Raw genomic sequence first — 20,441 nt, forward strand, 5'->3', positions numbered from 1 at the left:
TGCCGTTCGGCGCCTGTTGAATTCACGTCCGCTCTCTCCGCCCCATGCGACATCTCGACGAGGAGCGTCCATCGTGCTCCCTGTGCGGAATACCGATATACATGATCGGCTGCGCGCCATCGTGGCCACCGTGCTCGAAATGGACATCGAAGAGGTGCCTGCCGACGCCTCCTTCCAGCAGCATCTGAAAGTCGACTCCCTCGAAAAGGTCGAGATTTCCGTACGTATCGAGAGGGATTTCGGCGTCACCCTCACCGAGGAGGAGGCGGCGGCCATGGACAGCGTCCGTGACGTGGCCGCCCTGCTCGACAGCCGGGTCCCGGCGACCGGACCGGCCACCGGCCCCGGGGTTCCCGGGGACCGGGACGAGCCCGCTGCGGCCACCGCGCCGACGCAGCCGGCCGCCTCAGCCGCGCCCCGGGCCGAGCCCGCCGGCCCGACCGGTCCGGGGAAGGCACCGGCGTCGGTCGACCTGGTCGCACGGCTGGTCGGTGGTCATGTCGACGCCGGCCGTGGCGACCGGGTCAGCTATGTCGATCCGGACGTCGGTGAGGTGTCGTACGCCCGGTTGTACGAGGCGGCCCGGGATTACGCCGGGATGCTGCGGACCCTGGGAGTGGCTCCCGGCTCGCGTGGCCTGGTCCTCGCCGAGGACTCGGTGGCGACCGTGGTGGCCCTGCTGGGGCTGTGGTGGCACGGGTGCGTGCCCGTCCCGGTGAGCCCGCTGCTGGACGAGGCCCGACTGCGGTTCCTCGCCGACGACTGCGCGGCCGGAGTCGTCCATCTCGACGGCGTGCCCGACCGTCGGCAGGAACTGGCGGCGGCCTTCGGCCACTTGCCGCAACTGACGGGTGACCGGGTACGTGGCTCCCTGGCGTCCGGCGCCCCCGAAGTGGCCGGCGGGGAGATGGTTCCGGCCGCCGTCTGGCCCCCGGAGCGCGAGGCGCTGATCCAGTACACCTCGGGAAGCACCGGCCATCCCAAGGGAGTGCGCCACTCGGCGGGCGGGATCAACGCCATGCTGGACGGCTTCGGCAGCGTGGCGGGACTGCGGCCGGACGACGCCGTCCTGTGCACGGCCCGGCTCTCCTTCGGCTACGGGCTGGGCAGTTCGGTGCTCTGCCCGCTGGCCGCCGGAGCGCGCATCGTACTGATCCGTGGTGCGGTGGACCTCTACAAGGTGCTCGCCGCGCTGCGCCGGCACCGCCCGACCGTGTTCTGCTCGGTGCCGCGGATGTACCTCAGCCTGCTCGACGCGCTGGACCGGGACACCTCCCGCTCCCCCGGCGGCGCCGCGTCACCGGAGTCGTTCCCCGCCGCGCTGAGGCTGTGCCTCTCCGCCGGTGAGGACTGCCCGCCCGAGCTGGCCGACCGTATCCGCCGTGCGTTCGGCACCGAGCTGATGAACTGCTTCGGGGCCACCGAGGTGATGCACGTCGTGATCGCCACCCCGCCGTCGGAGCCGATGCCCGGCTCCATCGGCCGCCCGGTCCCCGGGGTGACCGTCACCGTCCGCGACGACCAGGGCCGTCCCGTGCCGGAGGGCGACGACGGACGGCTGCACATCGCCGGTCCCACGGTCGCCCTCGGCTACCTCAACCGTCCGCAGGAGAACCGGTCCACCTTCGCCGACGGCGGCGCCTACACCGGTGACCTGGTACGACGCCTCCCCGGCGGCGCGATCGCGCACATCTGCCGCACCGACGACGTCCTCAACCTCGGCGGCTACAAGGTCGCCCCGGACCAGATCGAGCGCGTGGTGCGGTCCGTGGACGGCGTCGCCGAGTGCAGCGTGGTCGGCGGAACCGACGAGAACGGACTGGAACAGGCGGTGGCCTTCGTCGTCCCCGTCGCCGGCGCCGACCACCAGGAGTTGCGCAGAGCGATCCGGGGCGCGGTGCGCACCCGGCTGGAGTCGTACAAACGCCCGTCACGGATGGAGTTCGTCGAGATGCTGCCCTCAACGGCCACCGGCAAACTGGCGCGTTACCGGCTGCGACAGCAGGCGGTGCGGTCATGATCAGGGAGGGAGTCACGGCCCCGGACGCGCCGGCCACCGGCAGCGCACCGACCGGGCACGGCGGCCGGGCGCGGAACACCGCGGGCTGGGAGATCACCGGCCTGGGGGCGGTGGCCTCGGTGGGTAACACCCCCGAGGAGATCTTCGACGCGCTCTGCGCGGGCCGCAGCGGCCTGTCGGGCCTGCGGGTGTTCGACACCAGCCGGTACCGGGCGCGGCAGGCGTACGAGATCGACGACCGCGCGACGCCGGGAGTCGACGAACCGCTGCGCGCCACCCGCTGGTTGCGCACCGTCGTCGACCAGGCCGCCAAGGACGCGGGACTGGACGGGCTGGAGAACGTGCCGGTCCTGGTCGGCACGACACTGCAGGAACAGCGCAGCGCCGAACTGTGGTGGCGCGACGGTACGCCGCTTCGGCCCGAGCAGATGCACTTCGGCACCGCGCTGCGCTCCGGCACCGGTACCCCGCACTCGTACACCTTTGCCAACGCCTGCGCGGCGGCGCTCTACTCGCTGGGCATGGCGGCCGACATGATCGAACTGGGCCTGGCCGACACCGTGGTGGTGGCCGGTACGGACGCGATCGGGGAGAGCGCCTTCGGCACGCTGGACCGGGTGCAGAACAAGGTCCCCGAGGCGCTGAACCCGTTCGATGTGTCGCACCGGGGCATGCTGATGGGTGAGGGCGCGGTGGCCGTGGTCCTCCAGCGCGCCGGTACGGCGTCCGCTCCCGCGCACTGCCGACTGCGTGCGGTGAGCATGAACTGCGACGCCCACCACGCCACGGCACCCGACCCGGACGGGATCTCCTGGGTGGTGCGCGAAGCGTACCGCCGGGCCGGGGTGCGCGCCGAGGACATCGATCTGGTGATGCTGCACGGCAGCGGCACCCCGCGCAACGACAGCACCGAGGCCCAGGTGCTCTCCCAGGTCTTCGCCGGGGGTGACGGGCCGCTGATGACCGCGATCAAGTCGATGACCGGTCACACCCTCGGCGGCTCCGGGCTGCTCAGCCTGGTGATGGCGGCGCTCGCCTTCCGGCGGGGCAAGGTGCCTCCGGTCCGGGGGCTGGTCCAGCCGATCGAGGAGGCCACCGGGCTGCGGCTGGTGCGGGACACGGCGGTGGCCGCGGATCTGACGGTGGCGCAGGTGGACGCGTTCGGTTTCGGCGGGATCAACGCCGTCGCGATCGTGGAGGCGGTGTGATGGGCGGGCACTCTCAGCACACGGTGGTGACCGGGGTGGGGCTCGCCATCCCCGGGCTCACCCACCCCGACGAACTGCTGGGCGCCGTACGCGAGGGCGGTTTCGATCCCGCGACGGGTCTGACCGGCCGCGACCTGCGGCACAAGGACCGCGCGTCCCGGCTGGCGCTGCGGGCGGCGGAACCCGCGCTGCGCGCGGCCGGAGTGTGGGACGGTGCCGAACTGCGTGTCCCGCGCGACGAGATCGCGGTGATCGTCAGCTCCAACCTGGGCATCCTGGACAACGTCTGCGCGTTCACCGACATCATCGCGGAGAAGACCGTCACCGGCCTGAGCCCGCTCGGGCTGCCCCAGACCTCCAGCAATGTGATCGCCGGCTCGGTCGCCATGCGTTTCGGCCTGCGCGGCCCCAACATCACGCTGTGCAACGGCGCGACCAGCGGTCTGGACGCCCTGTACTGGGCGCGCAACCTGCTCGCGGTGGGCCGGGCCCGGGTCGTGCTGGTGGTCGGGGTGGAACCGTCGGGCCCGGCGGTGACCAGGCTGCTCGGTACGGAGAGCGTGGACGGGGCGGCCGGTGTCGTGCTGGAGTCCGCCGACCGGGCGGCGGCGCGCGGGGTGCGCCCGCTGGCCACGGTGGCCGGGTGCGCCAGGGCGGGCGACCTGTCCACGGCCGTCTCCTCGGCGTCGGCGGAGGCGGCAGGTGCGGCGGCGGACGGTGCTTCCTCCGCCGGACCGGTGACGCTGTGGCTCACCGGCGCGGACCACGCCGGGCACCCGGACACCCCTGCCGTCCCGCAGGGCGCGGACGTGACGATCCGCGACCTGGAAACCCAGCTCGGGCCGTGCTCAGGCGCGTTGGGGGTGTTCCAGTGCGCTGCCGCGGCGGCCCGGCTGGACCCGGACGGTTCGGCGCCGGGGGGCACGGCCGACGGCGGGGCCGTGCTCGCCACGGCCGGCGACCCGAAGGCCGACGCCGTGGCCGCCGTGCTGTTCACCCCACCGCCCACCGGGCCCACCGCGCCCCGGAAGCGGGAGTCCACCGCCGCGGCGGCAGCGTCCTGACGAACCGTCATTGTACGTCCGTGTGCTGACGGATCCGCACGTACCGACACTGAAAGGCGGAACGCTCATGTCAAGCAACACCCACGTCGACTTCGACGTCGAGGAACTGCGCGCACTGGTCGCCGAGGCGCTGGAACTTCAGGTCGACGAGATCACCGACGAGGCCCGCTTCCAGGAGGACCTGGGAGTCGACTCGCTGGTGTCGCTCGAGATCTCGGTGCGGCTGGAGGAGCGCTACGGCATCAAGGTCGACGAGAACGACCTTTCGGAGCTGGGTTCCTTCAGCCAGGTCAGCGAGCTGGTGCGGGAGCAGCTCGCCGCCGGGTCGGCGGCATGACGGCCCAGGGTCCTGGCTCCGGCGTGGCGCCGGACGCGCACCCGGGTACGGCGGCGGACGCGCGAGCGGGCGAGGGGGCGGAGCCGGGCGTGCGGCCGGTCGCCCTGGTGACGGGCGGCTCGCGGGGCATCGGGCGCGCGGTGGTGACCCGACTGGCCCAGGACGGGTTCGACGTCGCGTTCTGCTTCCGTTCCCACTCGGACGCCGCCGAGCAGGTGGTCAAGGAGGCCACCGGCGCCGGAGCCCGGGTGCACGCCGCGGAGGTGGACGTCGCCGACCCCGACCGGGTCAGGGAGTTCGTCTCCGCCGTGGAGTCCGAGCTGGGCCCGCCGGCCGCCGTCGTCACCTCCGCGGGGGTGACCCGGGACCGGCCGCTGGCCCGGATGCAGGACGCGGAGTGGACCGACGTCATCGACACCAACCTCAGCGGCACGTACCACGTCTGCCGTGCCGCGGTGTTCCCGATGATGAAGCGCCGCCGGGGCGCGGTGGTGACCATGTCGTCCGTCGCGGGGGTGTACGGCACACCCGGGCAGACGAACTACTCCGCTTCCAAGGCGGGCATCATCGGCTTCACCCGGGCCCTCGCCCGGGAGTGCGGCGGCTACGGGATACGGGCGAACGTGGTGGCCCCCGGTTTCATCACGACCGACATGACCGCGGCCATGCCGGAGAGGGCCAGGGACAAGGTGCTGGAACGGATCCCGCTGGGCCGCCCCGGCACCCCGGAGGAGGTGGCCGACCTGGTGTCCTTCCTGGTGTCCCAGCGCGCCGGCTACATCACCGGCCAGGTCTTCGGCATCGACGGCGGCCTGCTGCCCTGAGGAGCGGGGTCCGAAGCGCCGGCGTGGTCGGGGCGGCGGCGCCGCGGGTGCCCGGCGGGCGCCCCGCGCCGCACGCCACGGCCTCGCCCCATCGCCCACCGGACGCGGCGCCTTCTCGGCTACGATCACCTCGGCCGTGGTCGTCGTGGTCGCCGTCGGCGCCGGTGAGGGAGTCATGTGGCGGAGACTGATCAGCACGGTGGCCGGTCTGCTCGTGCTGTTCGTCGGCAGCCTCGCCTTCAACGCCGCCTCCGGACAGGGGCGCTGGCCCGGGCCCCTCGACTTCGTGCGCGTCCACCCGTGGGTGGTTCTGCTGCTCCTGGTGCCACTCGCGTTGATCGGGCTGCGGCCGGAGCCGCGGGACGACCGCACCCCACGCCCGGCCCGGCCCGTGACGTACCGGATGCCGCCGCGCAATCCTCACTTCACCGGCCGTGACGCCACCCTGCGGGAGCTGCGGCGGCGCCTCACCTCCGCGGGCGAGGCCGCGATCCAGGTCGTGCACGGAATGGGAGGCGTCGGCAAGACGCAGCTCGCCGTCGAGTACGCCTACCGCCACCTGTCGAAGTACCGGTTCGTGGCCTTCGTCGACGCCGAGGACCCCGACCTGCTGGCGTCGCAGTTCATGCCACTGGCCAGGGAACTGGGCCTGGTGGGGGTGGACTCGGAGCAGCTCGTGCCGGGGGTGTACGGCGAGTTGCGGGACCACCGCCCCTGGCTGATCATCTTCGACAACGGGGAGAAGCCGGGCACGCTCGTGCACGCGCTGCCGTCGGGAGACGTGGCGAGGAACGGCCACGTGATCGTCACGACCAGAGTGAGTGGCTGGTCGGGCCGGGGTGACGTGCTGGACCTCGGCGTGTTCGGCAGGCAGGAGTCGGTGGACCTGCTGGTCCGGCGGGTGCCCGGCACGACCGCGGAGACGGCGGACCGGATCGCGGAGCACCTGGGGGATCTGCCGCTCGCGTTGGAGCAGGCAGCCGGTTACATGGATTTCCACCAGACGGCGCCGGAGGATTACCTGGCCCTGCTGACGTCGCGGCTCGAGGACATGATCGGGCAGGGCGAGCTGGCCGACCGGCCGACGGTGGTCGTCGCCACGCTGTGGCAGCTCAGCGTGGGCAGGCTGGAGCGTGAGCGGCCGCAGGCCGTGCGGTTGCTGGAGCTGTGCGCCCTGCTTGCGCCGGAGCCGATCCCGTTGGACCTGTTCACCGGTGGCCCGGAACCGCTGATCGCGGCGGCGGCCGACCCGCTGGCATGGGACACGACGGTCGGCACCCTCGCCGGACTGGGGCTCGCACGGCGCGAGAACGCGTCCCTGGTGCTGCACCGGCTCGTCCAGGCGGCGATCCGGGCCGCGATGCCGGCCGACGCGCTCGCGGCCAGCCGGGTACGGCTGTGCCGTGCACTGCTGGCCGCCGTACCGCACGACGTCCACGGCGACCCGGACGCGCGGCCGCGCTGGCACGCGCTGCTCCCGCACGTGCTGGCCGTGACCAGGGACGACCCACCGGCCGGGGGCGCGGCGGACACCGCGGTACTGCTGCGGCTGGCCTCGGAGTTCCTGCTGCTGATCGGTGACTTCGCGCCGGCGCTGCCGCTGTGCGAACGCGCCCTCGCGCTCGACGAGGCGCTCAGGGGCCGGGAGGCGGAAGTCGGCTTCGACCTGATCACGCTGGCCCACATCCACCGGGACCTGGGCGCGCCGGAGACGGCCCGCCCGCTGGCGGAACGCGCGCTGCGCCTGCACGAGTCCCGCCTGCCGGCGGAGAGCCCCGCCATCGCCACCGACCTTGCGACGCTCGCGCGCACCCTGTGCCTTCTCGGGGAGCACGAGGCCGCGCTGCCGCTGGCCGAGCGGGCGCTGCGGATCGACGAGGCGGCGTACGGACCGGACGACCCGTACGTGAGCTTCGACCTGATCGCCCTGGCAACCGTCCACCTCGACCTCGGCGACCCCGCCGCGGCCGTGCCGCCGATCTCCCGGGCCCTGCGCATCCGCGAGGCCCGCTATCCCCCGGACCACCTGTACATCGGGTACGCCCTGCTGCTCAAGGCCCGGGCCCTGCATGCGCTGGACGACTCGTCGGCGGCGGATTTCGCCCGCCGGGGCGCACAGATCCTGCGCAGCCAACTGGGCCCGACGCACCCGAAGACCGAGGAGGCCGTCGCGCTGGCGGAGCAGCTGGAGGAGGGGTGAACCGCCGGGGCCGTGACGCCCCGGGCAGGGCTGGTCGTGGCTGGGACGCACGCAGGCCGTGGCCGGCGGCCAGAGGGCAGCTCTCCGAACCGGGTGCCCGTCGTCAGCCGTTGAGGACATCGCGGATCTGCTCATGCGTCAGGCCTCCCCAGCCGATGCTGGCCAGCGTGCGTCCGCTGTGGCGGTAGTCCTCGTGGGAGAGCGTCGAGGCGAAGCCGATCAGCGCGTCCGTCATGGGCGTGGGACAGCCGGCCTTGCGGGCGAGTTCCGTCATCGGCACCAGCGTCGAGGACACGTCCTCCTGCAGGAAGCGATGGTCGAGGGAGGTCGGTGCGGTGATCGTGCCGTAGGGGACGACAGTGCGCATCGCGTCGAGCGCGGTCTCGCCCTGGCACCCGTAGTACAGGTCCAGGAGTTCGGCGACGGACGGCACCGGTGCGTCGTACGCCTCACCGACCTGCTGGAACTCCGCCGCGGTCTGTTCCAGCAGGACCACGGTCCGCTCCGAGAGCCCTTCACGGTAGAACAGCAGTTTCTCGCCACGGTCGATCCGGCTGATGTTGGCGAGCGCGATGGAGGGGTGGGCGACGGCGCCGAAGTCGGTGAGCCCGCGCTGGACGACGTTCCGCCCGGGCTGCAGGCCGGGGAAGAGGTCCTGGAGGCGGTCGGTGTGCCGCTTGGTGACGGCGCTGCGTGTGCCGGTGAAGAGGTTCCACTGTTTCACGCCGTGGACGGTGACCCCGTGGTCGCCCCAGGGCCGCGCGGCGAACAGGGCGTCGGTCTCCAGGACATCGACGTCGTGGGTCCCGTGCCGTTCGAGGACGTGGGCGAACTCGACGCTGCCGCAGAGCTTGCCGGAGAACAGCACCACGGTGTGTCCGGAGTCCAGGTGGGGGGCGAGCCGGGCCGCGACGGCCGGGTACGCGGTGGTCACCGTGGCGACGAACAGCACCGGGCAGCGCCGGGCCAGTTCGCCGGGGTCGCTGCCGACCGCGGCGAGCGGCAGGGCGCCTTCGACGACCCCACGCGCGCGGATCGAGCGGCTTCTGGTGATGCCCGCGATTCTGCCGGGGTCTCTGGTGCAGAGGTGCACTGTCTCGCCGCGTGCGGCCAAGTGGGCGGCGAGGGCCAGACCCTCACCGCCCGCGCCCAGAACTCCGACCCCGTCGGGCCAGTACTGTGTGGACATCCGGTTTTCCTTTCTGGAGATCGGCCGTGGCCTCAGCATGGGCAGCATGTCGGCCGCGACGGTCCCCGGGTAGAGGGGCCGACCGCGTTGGCCGGGAAGACACCCCCGGCCGCACCGGCCGCACCGGCCGGGAGGCGCCCCATCCGGCACCTCGGACCTCACGCACCGGAGGAGTCCGGACCCCCAAACCGTCAAGTCATAAAGACATAGGGGATTTTGCGCCCGGCACCACCGGTGCGCCGCGTTCAATGTATTGACACGTGCATTACATGGGCTTTACGTTCCGGCCATCTGAGAGCGCTCTCAGACCCCTCCTGCGATGACTTGAGGTGCCCCATGCCATCCCCCCGCACCAGACCGGCAGCGGTCCTGCTGCTGGTCTCCGCCCTCGCCGCCGTCGGCCTGGGACCGGCCGCCGTACCGGCTGCCGCCGCCACCGTCCCGGTGGGCTCCGGCAGCTACTCCGACACCCGGCCCGCCGGTACGTCCGGCCCCACCACCAACACCGGGACGCCGGTCACGCCCAAGCTGACCGCCACCGCCCGCACCCGGCCCGTGCCCACCAACGACTGGTGGTCCTCCCTCGCCTTCCAGCGCTACGGCGACAACCCGTACTCGACCCCCATGTACGGGCATCCCCTCACCTACCAGGCCACGGCCGGCGGGCTCGACATCGGCTACCCGACCTCCCCCGCGATCGTCGGCGACGGCCGCCAGTACGAGTACGCCCACAAGCGCGACCTCACCGTCGGGCTGACCGGCCTCAACTCGCCCGACACCAAGGCCGACGACTGGTCCGACTGGACGGTCACTCCCCTGTGGTCCGACGGCACCCGCACGCTGCGCACCACCATCGGCCACGGCTCCCCGTTCGTCTACGCCAAGGGCTCCGGCGGCAACGCGCAGATCACCACGGCCGGCGCGCCCACCGTCTTCGCCGACCAGGGCAACGTCCTCGGCATCACCGTCGCCGGGCACCACTACGCCCTCTTCGCGCCGACCGGCAGCGACTGGAACATCGCCGGCTCCACCGTCACCGCGGGTCTCGGCTCGAAGGACTACTTCTCCGTCGCCGTGCTGCCGTCCACGGGCGCGCTGGCGACGTTCAAGAAGTACGCCTACAGCTTCGTCACCGGTTCCAAGGTCACCTGGAGCTACACCGGCGGCACCGTCAGGGCCACGTACACGCTCACCACCGAGGCGAAGGAGGGCACCGAGCGCGGCACGCTCCAGGCGCTCTACCGCCACCAGTGGCTGAACACCACGGATCCCCTCACCGCCCACACCTACGTCTCGCCGCGCGGCACCATGAAGGTCCGCGAGTCGGCCACCTTCACCACGAGCCAGAAGGCGGCGGCGGTGCTGCCCGCGCTGCCCAAGTCGAGCGGCGTGGACGCCGCCCGGCTGCGCGGCTACCTGAACGAGGTCGTGAACGCCTCCGACCCCTTCTCCGGAGCCTCCGACACCTACTGGACCGGCAAGGCCCTCGGCCGCCTCGCCCAACTCGTCCCCGTCGCCGAGCAGATCGGCGAGACCGGCATCCGCGACAGGCTCCTCGGCCTGATCAAGGGCAAGCTCCAGGACTGGTTCACGGCGGGAGGCGCGAACGAGTTCAGCTACGACAAGGACTGGAAGACGCTCACCGGCTACCCCGCCTCCTACGGCAGCGACACCGAGCTCAACGACCACCACTTCCACTACAGCTACTACGTCTACGCGGCGGCGATCGTCGCCCAGTACGACCAGGGGTGGGCCGCCGACTCCGCCTGGGGCGGCATGGTCAAGACCCTCGTACGGGACACCGCCAACCCCAGCCGCACCGACACCGCCTTCCCCTTCCTGCGCGGCTTCGACGTCTACGCCGGCCACAGCTGGGCCTCCGGCCACCAGGGTTTCGCGGCCGGCAACAACCAGGAGTCCTCCTCCGAGTCCACCAACCTCAGCGCGGCCCTCGTCCTGTGGGGCTCCGCGACCGGCGACACCTCGCTGCGTGACCTCGGCACGTACCTGCTGACCACGGAGTCGGAGTCGATCGCCCAGTACTGGTTCGACGCCGACGAGCAGGTCTTCCCGTCGTCCTTCGGTCACGACACGGCCGGCATGGTGTGGGGCAGCGGCGCCGCCTACTCGACCTGGTGGACCGCCAACCCCGAGGAGATCCACGGCATCAACGTCCTGCCGGTGACCGGCGGTTCGCTCCACCTCGGCGGTGAGAAGGCCGCGATCCGGCGCAACATCGCCGAGATGGAACGGGAGAACGGCGGCCCGGCCGTCGAATGGCGCGACATCCTCTGGGAGTTCCAGTCCCTCGCCGACCCGGGCGCGGCCAAGGCGAAGTGGGACGCCGGGCACGCCGACTACACCCCCGAACAGGGCGAGTCGAAGGCGCACACCTACCACTGGATCAACACCCTCGACGCCCTCGGCGCCCCGGACGCCACCGTGACCGGTGACATCCCCACCTCCGCCGTCTTCACCAAGGGAACGACCCGGACCTACGCGGCCCACAACCACGGAGCGACGGCCCGCACCGTCACCTTCTCCGACGGCAAGACCCTCACCGTTCCGGCCCGTTCCACCGCGACCGGCAGCGGAACCGGTTCGGGCACCCCCGACCCGCAACCGCCGACCGGCAACACCTTCCAGCTGCGCAGCGGCGGCACCCTCACCACGGCGACCGGTGGCACGGCGGGCAGCGACACCATCGCCTCGGCCGGCGGCGCCAACCACGACGGCACCCCGTACCAGCCGCTCGTCTACGAGGTGCGCGGCGTCAACGGCACGCTCACCCCGGGCGCCCAGACCGCCTTCCGGCTCCAGGTCGACGCGGGCACCTCGGTGGGGCTCGGCCAGCAGGCCCGGGTCAGCTACGACCTGACCGGCGACGGCGTCTTCGACCGCACCGAGACGTACAACTACTTCGCCACCGACCCGGTGAGCGGATGGGAGGAGTACACGCAGGCACGCGGCCTCAAGGCGTCGACCGGCGCACTGGGCAACCTCAACGGCGGCACCGTGCGCCTCGAGGTGTGGAGCGCCATCGGCAACGGCACGTCGAAGCTCCAGACGGGCACGGACAAGTCCGTGCTGGTGATCCCCTACAGCTGAACCGACGGGTACCCGGCGGCGGGCACTGGCTTCGTGCCGGTGCCCGCCGCTTCGCTCCCGCTTCGCCCGTCGCGTGGTGCGCGCGGCGTGTCATGCTGGCGGCCGCAACCGGCAGCACGTCGGTATATCGGTAAATCGGTAAGTCGGCATGTGCCGGCAAGGGGGGCACGGGTCGCGGAAGCAATCCGTGCCGACAGCGCGAGCGGGCACCACAGCGTCAGTGGAGTTCGAGGACACCGGTGTTCCATCCTTCCAGCCGTACCGCGCGGCCTTCGGCGGGGGCGTGGCGCCAGTCGACGGGGATGCGGACGTGCTCGCCGGGAAGCAGGTCGAGCATGTTGTCACCGAAGACGGCCCAGCCGGGGGCGGAGATCGGGCGGGCGTCGGTGAGGACCAGGCCGAGGGCTGCCGCTCCCCCCGTGTGGGTGACGGTCACGTGGTCCGGTCCCGCGGTGACCTCGATGTGTGCCTCGGGCAGGTCGAGGAGCGGGGACAGATCGGCGGTGCGGGTGTGGAGCCAGCGGTTCGCGGCGAGCACCGAGCCGTCGGCGTCGTGCAGGGCGAGGTCGAGCAGGAAGACGTCGGTGGCCAGGCCGTCCAGCGGCACGTGCCAGGTGCCCGCGCGGGCGGCGGGGACGCAGGTGTGCGGCCCGGGGGTCGCCGGGCGCCCGAGCGGAAGGCCGTGCTCGGCGAGGAGTTTCCCGTACGCGTCCGTGAGCCGGGCGGTGACGCTCTCGCCCCGTCCGTGCTGGTCCCAGGCCCACAGGTCGGCCGTGAAGGCCGGGTGTCCGTGCCACGCCTGGGTGGCGAAGCGGGCGCAGACGTGCGCGGGGCGGTAGGCGCGGCGCACGCCGTGGTAGGCGGGTTTCGGATCGCCGCGGTGGTCGACGGCGGCAGTGCACCAGGCGTTGGGGAACGGCTCGTCGAACTGCCAGGGGATCGTGCCGCTGCAGCGCGGCGCGCGGCGCAGACCGGCCTCGACGGCGTAGCGCAGTCCGTCGTACTGGAGCTGCTGCGAGGCGCGCCGCACGAGGTCGGGGGTGGTGAGCCGGCCGCCGAAGGACGCCTGGACGAGGGAGGTGTTGTTCCACCAGCCGCCGAGGTGTTCCATGAGCGGGTTGTCCCGGCCGGTCGGCCACTGCCGGTCCTCGGGCACCACGGCCCGCCAGGTGCGGCGGTTGGCCATGCCCTCGACGCCGAACTCGCTGTGCAGCAGGCAGGTGGCCGCGTCGTACAGCGCGTGCTGTGCGCCGATGCCCTGGTGCTCCCAGGGGCCGTGCACGTCGTGGTGGGAGTCCGGGGCGGCCTCGATCAGGTCGAGGCGGTTGAGGAAGACGGGGCCGGACGGCGATCCGGGCAGCCAGGCGCGGGACGGGTCCAGCTCCGACACGACGGCGGCCAGTGCGGCGACGACGGGTGACGTCCGCTCGTTCAGCGGCAGGGCGGCGGCCGTGTCGTGCAGTTCGCTCCCGGGGCCCCAGACCGCGAGCGAGGGGTGGTGGCGCAGCGCCGGTACGAGGGTGCGTGCCTCGCGTTCCATGAGCGCCACGTAGGCGGGGTCGGCGGCGGGCACGCTGTCGATGCCGGAGCCGGAGAGGCTGAACTCCTGCCACACCAGCAGCCCCAGCCGGTCGCACCACCGGTAGAAGTCGTCCGTCTCGATCAGGCCGCCGCCCCAGACCCGCAGCAGCGTGACGTGCGCGTCGGCGGCGAGCCGCAGCAGATGCTCCAGCCACTCGGGCCGCGGTACGCCGTAACAGGCGTCCCGCGGAACCCAGTTCCATCCCTTGAGGTGGATGCGGCGGCCGTTGACCTCGACGGTGTACGGAAGGGCGTCGTCGGGCGCGCCGGGATTCGGTACCAGCCGGATCCGCCGGAACCCGGTGGTGGCCCGGCGTGCGCCCACCGTGCGCCCGGTGGTGTCGGCCAGCGTGACTGCGACGTCGTACAGGGGCTGGTCCCCGTGCCCGTTCGGCCACCACAGCCGTGGCCACGGGACCGGCAGGTCGAGGGCCACGGACCCGTCCCCCGCCGTCACGGCGCGTTCGGCCACGGCGACGGTCCCGCCCTCGGGCGAGCGGACCTCGGCCCACAGCGTCCCGGCGGCCCACGCCTCCACCGTGGCGGAGATGCGCACCGATGCGCTGTCGGCCCGTTCGCCGATCTCGGCGCCGACGTGCGCGTCCACCAGCCGCAGGGGCCCGCGATCTCCAGGGTCACCGGCTTCCAGATGCCCTGGTGGACCATGCGCGGGCAGAAGTCCCAGCCGTAGCCCATGCGGGACTTGTGGATGCGCACCCGGTCGGTCCGGCCCACCCGGGGCTCGCTGTGCGGCGCGGGGTGGACGGCGACGGCCAGCAGGTGCGTGCCGCCGGCCGCGAGCCGGTCGGTGACGTCCACCTCGAACGGCAGGTACATGCCGCTGTGGTGCGCCACTTCCCGTCCGTCCACGAGCACGGTCACGTCGTGGTCGACGCCGTCGAACCGCAGCACCGCCCGCTCCCCTCCGGCGAGCGGTGCCGCGGTGATCTCCCGGCGGTAGAGCCAGGTGCGCTGCGGCACCCACTCCGCCGCCAGGCTGTTGTCGGCGTGGTACGGGTCGGGCACCTGCCCGGCCCGGTGCAGGTCGTCCAGCACCGAGCCGGGCACCCGGGCGGGAAGCCATCCCGGTTCGCCGGCCGGGCGTCCGGGGCCGCTGAGCCACCGCCGGGTGTCGCCCAGGCAGCCCCGGATCTCCCAGCCGTCGCCGGACAGGGGGTACGACGTCACCGCCCGGCGGTCCTCTCCGGCAGGTCCGTCTCCGTGACCGGCGCCCTCGGGTCGCGGGGCACGCGGAACGTCACGGAGTCCGGGTACTCCTTCATGCAGACGGCGGCCGACTGGAGGGTTGCCCGTGTCTCGGGCAGGCTCTCCGGCCGGCGCCACGGCCACACCGGGTCGAGGTGCGCGGTGCCGACGAGGCGGAGGGTGCGGCTGCGGACGATGGGCTGCTGCACGGTCATGCGGACGTCTCCTGCCGGTGGCCGAAGGTGTGGAGCCGGCCGTCGCCCTCGTGCACCTCGACGAGGCGCTGGGCGACCTTGTGGGGGTCCTCGGACATCGTGCTCCGTGTGTCGGTGGGTCCGTCGGGCGGTTGGATCGGGCGGGTGGCGGATCGGACCGGCGTTCGAAGGCGACGGCGGCGGCGCCGAGCAGGCCCGCGTGTGCGCCGCCGGTCGCCGGGACGATCCGTACGGCGCCCGCCGCCGGCCTCATGGCCTGGGCGGCGACGCGGCGGCGTACGGGGCCCGGGTGGGGCAGATCTCGGTCGACAGCACGGTGCCGTCCTCGGTCACGACCCCGGCGGCGAGTTTGGTGCCCCCGATGTCGAGCGCGAGCACGGCTCGCCGCGCTCCGGGGTGGCGCCCCATCAGCCCTTCCGTCCCTGTGTGGCGATGCCCTCGGTGAAGTGCCGCTGGCAGAAGAAGAAGACGAGGATCATCGGGAGGGTGACCACGACGGAGGCCGTCGCGACGATCTCCCAGCGCCACTCGCCGCCCTCGCCGAACTGGTCGAGCACGGCCTTCAGTCCGCGCGGCACGGTGTAGAGGTCCGGGTCGCGCAGATAGATCAGCGGGCGCACCAGGTCGGTCCACGCGGCCTGGATCTCGAAGACGAAGGTCACCAGCAGCGCGGGCTTGCACAGTGGCGCGGCGATGCGCCAGTACAGCGCCCAGTGGCCGGCGCCGTCGACCCGGGCGGCGTCGAACAGCTCGCGCGGCAGGCCGAGGAAGAACTGGCGCAGCAGGAAGATGTAGAAGGCGCTGCCGAAGAGGTTCGGCGCCCACAGCGGCAGCTGGCTGCTCGACAGGCGCAGCCAGTCCCAGATCAGGTACTGCGGCACCATCAGCACCGTGGCGGGCAGCATCATGGTGGCGATGACCAGCCCGAACAGGGCGTTCCTGCCGGGGAAGCGGAAGTAGGCGAACCCGAAGGCCACCAGTCCGCTGGAGGCGGTGACGGCGACCGCGGCGGCCAGGGTGATGACGGTGGAGTTCCACAGCCAGGTCAGCAGCGGGAACGCGTCCCAGATGTCGGCGTAGTTGCCCGGCTGGAACGTGTGCGGGATCAGCGCGTTGTCGAACACCTCCTGCACCGGCTTGAACGAGGCGCTCAGCAGCCAGACGAAGGGGTACAGGAAGACCACGGAGACGAGGACCAGCAGCACCAGCCGTACGGTCCTGCCGAGCGGGCCGACGGGTCCGTGCGGGTCACGGACCGCGCGCCGCTGCCGGGGGGCCCGGTTCGCGCCGCCGGTGCCGGACGGACCGGCTTCCGCCGTGCCGTGTTCCTCGACGACCGTCATCGCTCGTCCCCCTCGTAGTAGACGAAGCGTTTGCCGAGCCGGAACTGGACGAGGGTGATGACGACGATCACCAGGAACAGCAGCCAGGCCAGTGCCGAGGCATATCCCATGTGCATGAACTGGAAGGCCTGCTGGAACAGGTAGACGACGTAGAACAGGGCGTCGTCGCTGGTGTACGACTGGGCCTGCCCGGTGCCGTAGAAGGCGGTGTAGGCCTCGGTGAAGGTCTGCAGCGAGGCGATGGTGTTGACGACGAGGGTGAAGAACAGCGCTCCGGAGATCTGCGGCAGTGTCACGTGCCGGAAGCGGTGCCACCGGTTGGCGCCGTCGAGTTCGGCCGCCTCGTACAAATCCTGCGGGACGTTGCGCAGCGCGGCGAAGTGGATGACCACGGTGGAGCCGACGGCCCACAGGGAGATCAGCACCAGGCCGGGTTTGATCCACGGCCCGTCGGTGGTCCAGCTCGGCCCGGTGATGCCGACGGCCTCGAGCGCCTTGTTGACGACGCCGACGTTGCCGTTGAACAGCATCAGGAACAGCACGCCGACCGCCACGGCCGGGGTCATCACCGGCAGGTAGAAGACCGTGCGGAAGAAGCCGGCGGCGCGGCCGACGCGCAGCAGCAGCATGGCCAGCGCGAGTGCGATCACCATCTGCAGCGGGACGCGCAGCGCCGTGAAGACGAGCGTGTTCGTCATCGACTTGGCCACGGACGGGTCGTCGAAGATCTGCTCGTAGTTGGCCAGGCCGACGTGCTGTGTGACGCCGATGCCGTCGTAGTTGGTGAACGACAGGACGAAGCTGGCGATCACCGGGCCGAGGGTGAAGATCAGGAAGCCGAGGATCCAGGGCAGGATGAACAGGTAGGCGGCGCGGGTGTCGTGGCGCTTCCAGGCGGCCGTGCGGCTGCCCCGGGTGCGGGGCCGCGGGTCGCCCGGGGTGGGTGCGGTCACGTCCGGCTCACCTCTTTCCCTGGTTCGCGATGTCGAGGACGCTCTGGGCCTGCTTCTGGGCCTGGTCGAGCGCCTCCTTCGGGCTCTGCTGGCCGGACAGGACGCGGTTGACGGCCTTCTGCCAGGCGCTGGTGAACTCGCTGCCGGCCGCGTTGGCCGGGACGCTGAAGCCGTCGGCCTGGACGTCGAACAGGAGGCGGGTGGCGCGGTCGAACGGCTCGTTGCCGCTGGGTTTCCAGATCCGCTTCTCGATGGTGCGGTCGGCCACGGCGTTGCCGGTGAAGTCGCCGACGTAGGGGCCGCCGGCCTCCTTGGCCTCCTCCTGCTTGGCTCTGGCGCCGATCTCCCAGGTGCGGGCGGAGGTCATCGTCTTGATGAAGGCGCAGGCCTCGTCGGCGTACTCGGTGCCCTTGGGGATGGTGAAGGAGTAGCCGGTGGTCCAGTTGACCGGGTTGCCCCGGCGGTCCTTGAACGGGGCGGTCACGAGGTCGGTCTCCGGGGAGTTCTGGGCGAGGACGTTGACGTACCAGTCCTCCATGGGGAAGCCGCCGAGCTGCTCGCGGGTGAACTGGTTCTTCGACCCGAACATGTCGAAGGAGTCGCGCAGCGCCTTCACCTTGCCCCAGCCGCCCTGGATCCTCAGCAGGTGGCTGGTGTATGCGAGCGCCTCGACGGCCTCGGAGCTGTTGACGGTCGCGGTGCGGCCGTCCTCGCTGATCAGTGAGCCGCCGTTGGCCTCGACCCACATCGGGAAGAACTCGGGGATCTTCGGGTCGAAGCCGATGCGGGAGAGCTTGTCCCCGTCGAACTTCACCAGCTTCCTGGTAATCCGCTCCAGCTTGCCCCAGTCGGCGGTGTCGAAGTCCTCCGGGGTGAGGCCGTGCTTCCTCAGCAGGCTCCCGTTGATCAGCATGATGCGGCTGTCGTAGGAGTTGGGCAGGCCGTAGAGCTTTCCGTCGAAGGTGGCTTCGGCGAGGGCGGTGTCGCGGTACTCGCCGAGGTCGATGCCTTCCTTCTTGACGCACGCGTCGAGCGGGAGCAGCGCGCCGCGGGAGGCGTAGCCGCCGATCTTCGCGCGGTCCATGGTGACGACGTCCGGCGGGTCGTCGGCGGCGACGGAGGACAGGAACTGCTGCTCGTCGAAGGAGCCCTCGTTGACCTGGATCTCGATGCCGAGGGCCTTGCGTGCCTCGTCCATGCGGGCGCCCGCGAGGGCGTCGCCCAGACCGTAGCCCATGGTGGTGAAGGTGCTGGAGCCGTCGCCGGTGAGGCTGACGCCGCCGCAGGCGGTGAGGGACAGCAGGCCGTACACGGCGGTGACGCAGGTGAGCCGACGGCGTGTCCGTTGCGGGGATGGTGCGGCCATGCGCTCTCCCTTGAGGTGGCGGCTGACACGGCGGGGGCGGCCGAAAGCGCCCGGGGACAGGTGGGGACGGAACGGGGCGGCAACTCGCCCCGATATGGCATCGATCCCACATGAGAACGTATGCACAGGGGTCATGGGCGTCAATGATGGGTGAACAAAGGGTTCCGCGGCCGGGTTCGACACCTGTCCGAGGTGGAGTGAAAGGCACACCGGGGCCCGGCGGTGCGGCAGTTGGGGCCGGGCGGCCGGCGGATCAGCCGGCTGTCGGTGCCGAAGTCGAGCCGCGTTCCAGCAGTTCGGGCAGCAGCACGTGCGCCTCCGGCCTGCCGCGGGTGCCGGCGATGCGCCGCAGCAGCAGCTCGGCCGCCCGCACCCCCATGTCGTAGACGGGCCGGCGGACCGCGGTGACGCAGGGTTCGACCATCCGCATCCACGTCATGTCGTCGAAGCAGATGAGCGAGCACTCCTGCGGCACCCGGCAGCCACGCCGCTTGAGGGCCTGCCAGACCGTCTCGCCGACGACGTTGTTCGCGGCGAACACCGCGGTGATGTCCGGGTTCCGGTCGAGGAAGGCGGTCACGTCGCCGACCGGGTCGGCCGGGCGCAGCCCGAGGGTGAGGACGAGCCGCCTGGCCACCGGCACACCGGCTTCCCGGTGCGCGGCCCGGTAGCCCTTCAGTCGTGCCTGCCCGGTGTCCCACATCGTCTCGTCGGTGATGAGGGCCACCCGGCGGTGCCCTTCGGCGAGCAGGTGCCCGACCGCCTCGCGGGCGCCGAGCCCACTGTCCATGGTGACGGAGTCGCAGCCCCGCACGCCCGAGCGGCGGTCGACCTCGACCACGGTCATGCCGCGGTCGACCAGCGCCTGCGTCGCTGCCCTGCCGACCGGTGCGAGGAGCACGCCGTCGGCCCGCATGGACAGGAAGGCGCGCGCCCCGTCGGCGGCCTTCTGCTCGCTGCCGTGGTCGTCCACGAGCACCAGCTGCTGCCCGGCGGCGGCCAGCGTCTGTTCCACCCCGGCGGCGAGCTGGGCGGAGAACTGGTTGCGCAGGTCGGACACGAGCAGTCCGACCAGGCCGCTGGACTGTCCCTTCAGGGTGCGGGCCGAGACGTCGGGCACGTACCCCAGCCGGTCGGCGGCCTCCCGGACGCGGGTCCTGATGGCCTTGGCCACATAGCCGGTGCCGGCCAGTGCCCGCGACGCGGTGGACCGTGAGGTGCCCGCGGCCTCGGCGACGTCGCGCAGGGTGACCCGGCCGTGCTTGCCCCGCGACCCGCCGTGGTCGCTCATCCGGCCTTCCCCCTGCCCGCACGCCAGGCGGCCCACCGCCGGCGCAGCGCCGCGCAGTCGTCGTCCTCCCGTGGTTCGCCGGTGCGGTCCAGGTGCGTGCTGACGGAGAGCGCGGGCACGCCGAGTCCGGTCCTGACGGCGGCACAGGCGCGTCCCTGCTCCCGGTCCGGGGCGCACCGGTCGTCGGTGTCGACGGGCAGTTGTGGGCAGGAGGCGACGGTGACGGCGCCCCGGTGACGCGTCTGCGGCACGACGCGGGCGTAAGGGTCCGGAGCATCGAGGCGGAGCAAGTCGTCGAGCCGGGACATGTCCGTCACCCTAGCGAAGGCGGGGTGTGGTGTGTGCGTGATGCCCAACGCGTCCGGCTTTGCCGCCTTCGCGGCAGCGTGGACCACCGCGAGGAGGCCGTACAGCAGGGCGATTCCCCGGCTGCCGCCGTGGGTGGTCAGATGGCGGCCGGAGGGGGTGACAGGGCTTCGGTGAGGGTGCGGTGGCCCGCGGTGGGTGCGGCGGGGCCGCCCGAGGCCGGCCGTTCC

The 20,441-nt window shown here is 72.1% G+C and carries 17 protein-coding genes; 7 read left to right on the forward strand and 10 right to left on the reverse strand.

The window, feature by feature from the left end:
- Window positions 1-82 precede the first annotated feature (82 nt).
- The 6 genes from AB0M97_RS16450 (at window position 83) to fxsT (ending at window position 7,653) form a co-directional block, all read left to right on the forward strand.
- Window positions 83-2,020 (forward strand): AMP-binding protein, encoded by a 1,938-nt coding sequence (locus tag AB0M97_RS16450; RefSeq protein ID WP_365961573.1) that lies wholly within the window; start codon window positions 83-85, stop codon window positions 2,018-2,020.
- Window positions 2,017-3,228 (forward strand): beta-ketoacyl synthase N-terminal-like domain-containing protein, encoded by a 1,212-nt coding sequence (locus tag AB0M97_RS16455; RefSeq protein WP_365961547.1) that lies wholly within the window; start codon window positions 2,017-2,019, stop codon window positions 3,226-3,228. The genes AB0M97_RS16450 and AB0M97_RS16455 overlap by 4 nt, the downstream gene beginning before the upstream one ends.
- Window positions 3,228-4,292 carry a beta-ketoacyl synthase N-terminal-like domain-containing protein gene (locus AB0M97_RS16460; RefSeq protein WP_365961548.1) on the forward strand — a complete coding sequence of 355 codons (1,065 nt, stop codon included), beginning with the start codon at window positions 3,228-3,230 and terminating at the stop codon, window positions 4,290-4,292. Before AB0M97_RS16455 ends, AB0M97_RS16460 begins: the two co-directional genes overlap by 1 nt.
- Before the next feature lie 67 nt (window positions 4,293-4,359).
- Entirely contained in the window at window positions 4,360-4,629 is a 270-nt protein-coding gene (locus AB0M97_RS16465) for an acyl carrier protein (protein ID WP_365961549.1), read from the forward strand.
- Entirely contained in the window at window positions 4,626-5,453 is an 828-nt protein-coding gene (gene fabG / locus AB0M97_RS16470; RefSeq protein ID WP_365961550.1) for a 3-oxoacyl-[acyl-carrier-protein] reductase, read from the forward strand. The genes AB0M97_RS16465 and fabG overlap by 4 nt, the downstream gene beginning before the upstream one ends.
- A gap of 136 nt (window positions 5,454-5,589) precedes the next feature.
- Window positions 5,590-7,653 carry an FxSxx-COOH system tetratricopeptide repeat protein gene (gene fxsT / locus AB0M97_RS16475; protein ID WP_365961551.1) on the forward strand — a complete coding sequence of 688 codons (2,064 nt, stop codon included), beginning with the start codon at window positions 5,590-5,592 and terminating at the stop codon, window positions 7,651-7,653.
- 103 nt (window positions 7,654-7,756) lie between these two features.
- Here the strand turns inward: fxsT and AB0M97_RS16480 are convergent, their stop codons facing one another.
- A complete protein-coding gene (locus AB0M97_RS16480) occupies window positions 7,757-8,842 on the reverse strand; it encodes an NAD/NADP octopine/nopaline dehydrogenase family protein (RefSeq protein WP_365961552.1) in 1,086 nt (361 codons plus the stop codon).
- A gap of 336 nt (window positions 8,843-9,178) precedes the next feature.
- Here AB0M97_RS16480 and AB0M97_RS16485 point away from each other — a divergent pair, with 336 nt between their 5' ends.
- Window positions 9,179-11,950 (forward strand): glycosyl hydrolase, encoded by a 2,772-nt coding sequence (locus tag AB0M97_RS16485; RefSeq protein ID WP_365961553.1) that lies wholly within the window; start codon window positions 9,179-9,181, stop codon window positions 11,948-11,950.
- Window positions 11,951-12,167: 217 nt separating this feature from the next.
- Here the strand turns inward: AB0M97_RS16485 and AB0M97_RS16490 are convergent, their stop codons facing one another.
- The 9 genes from AB0M97_RS16490 to AB0M97_RS16530 all read right to left on the reverse strand — a co-directional run bounded on the left by AB0M97_RS16490 (window position 12,168) and on the right by AB0M97_RS16530 (window position 20,213).
- Complete coding sequence (locus AB0M97_RS16490) at window positions 12,168-14,087, reverse strand: hypothetical protein (protein WP_365961574.1); 1,920 nt, start codon at window positions 14,085-14,087, stop codon at window positions 12,168-12,170.
- The gene (locus AB0M97_RS16495) at window positions 13,985-14,719 is read right to left on the reverse strand and encodes a sugar-binding domain-containing protein (protein WP_365961554.1); all 735 of its coding nucleotides are present in this window, start codon (window positions 14,717-14,719) and stop codon (window positions 13,985-13,987) included. The genes AB0M97_RS16490 and AB0M97_RS16495 overlap by 103 nt, the downstream gene beginning before the upstream one ends.
- A complete protein-coding gene (locus tag AB0M97_RS16500; RefSeq protein ID WP_365961555.1) occupies window positions 14,716-14,952 on the reverse strand; it encodes a hypothetical protein in 237 nt (78 codons plus the stop codon). The genes AB0M97_RS16495 and AB0M97_RS16500 overlap by 4 nt, the downstream gene beginning before the upstream one ends.
- 249 nt (window positions 14,953-15,201) lie before the next feature.
- Window positions 15,202-15,360, reverse strand: coding sequence for a hypothetical protein (locus AB0M97_RS16505; protein WP_365961556.1), 159 nt, complete (start codon window positions 15,358-15,360; stop codon window positions 15,202-15,204).
- Window positions 15,360-16,295, reverse strand: a complete 936-nt coding sequence (locus tag AB0M97_RS16510; protein WP_365961557.1) for a carbohydrate ABC transporter permease — start codon at window positions 16,293-16,295, stop codon at window positions 15,360-15,362. Before AB0M97_RS16510 ends, AB0M97_RS16505 begins: the two co-directional genes overlap by 1 nt.
- The gene (locus AB0M97_RS16515) at window positions 16,292-17,248 is read right to left on the reverse strand and encodes a sugar ABC transporter permease (RefSeq protein ID WP_365961558.1); all 957 of its coding nucleotides are present in this window, start codon (window positions 17,246-17,248) and stop codon (window positions 16,292-16,294) included. The genes AB0M97_RS16510 and AB0M97_RS16515 overlap by 4 nt, the downstream gene beginning before the upstream one ends.
- 7 nt (window positions 17,249-17,255) lie before the next feature.
- Window positions 17,256-18,614, reverse strand: a complete 1,359-nt coding sequence (locus tag AB0M97_RS16520; protein ID WP_365961559.1) for an extracellular solute-binding protein — start codon at window positions 18,612-18,614, stop codon at window positions 17,256-17,258.
- A gap of 253 nt (window positions 18,615-18,867) precedes the next feature.
- Window positions 18,868-19,905 (reverse strand): LacI family DNA-binding transcriptional regulator, encoded by a 1,038-nt coding sequence (locus AB0M97_RS16525; protein WP_365961560.1) that lies wholly within the window; start codon window positions 19,903-19,905, stop codon window positions 18,868-18,870.
- Window positions 19,902-20,213 (reverse strand): hypothetical protein, encoded by a 312-nt coding sequence (locus AB0M97_RS16530; protein WP_365961561.1) that lies wholly within the window; start codon window positions 20,211-20,213, stop codon window positions 19,902-19,904. The genes AB0M97_RS16525 and AB0M97_RS16530 overlap by 4 nt, the downstream gene beginning before the upstream one ends.
- Window positions 20,214-20,441: the final 228 nt, after the last annotated feature.

Origin of the sequence: Streptomyces sp. NPDC051207 (assembly GCF_040682395.1) — a bacterium.
GTDB lineage: Bacteria > Actinomycetota > Actinomycetes > Streptomycetales > Streptomycetaceae > Streptomyces.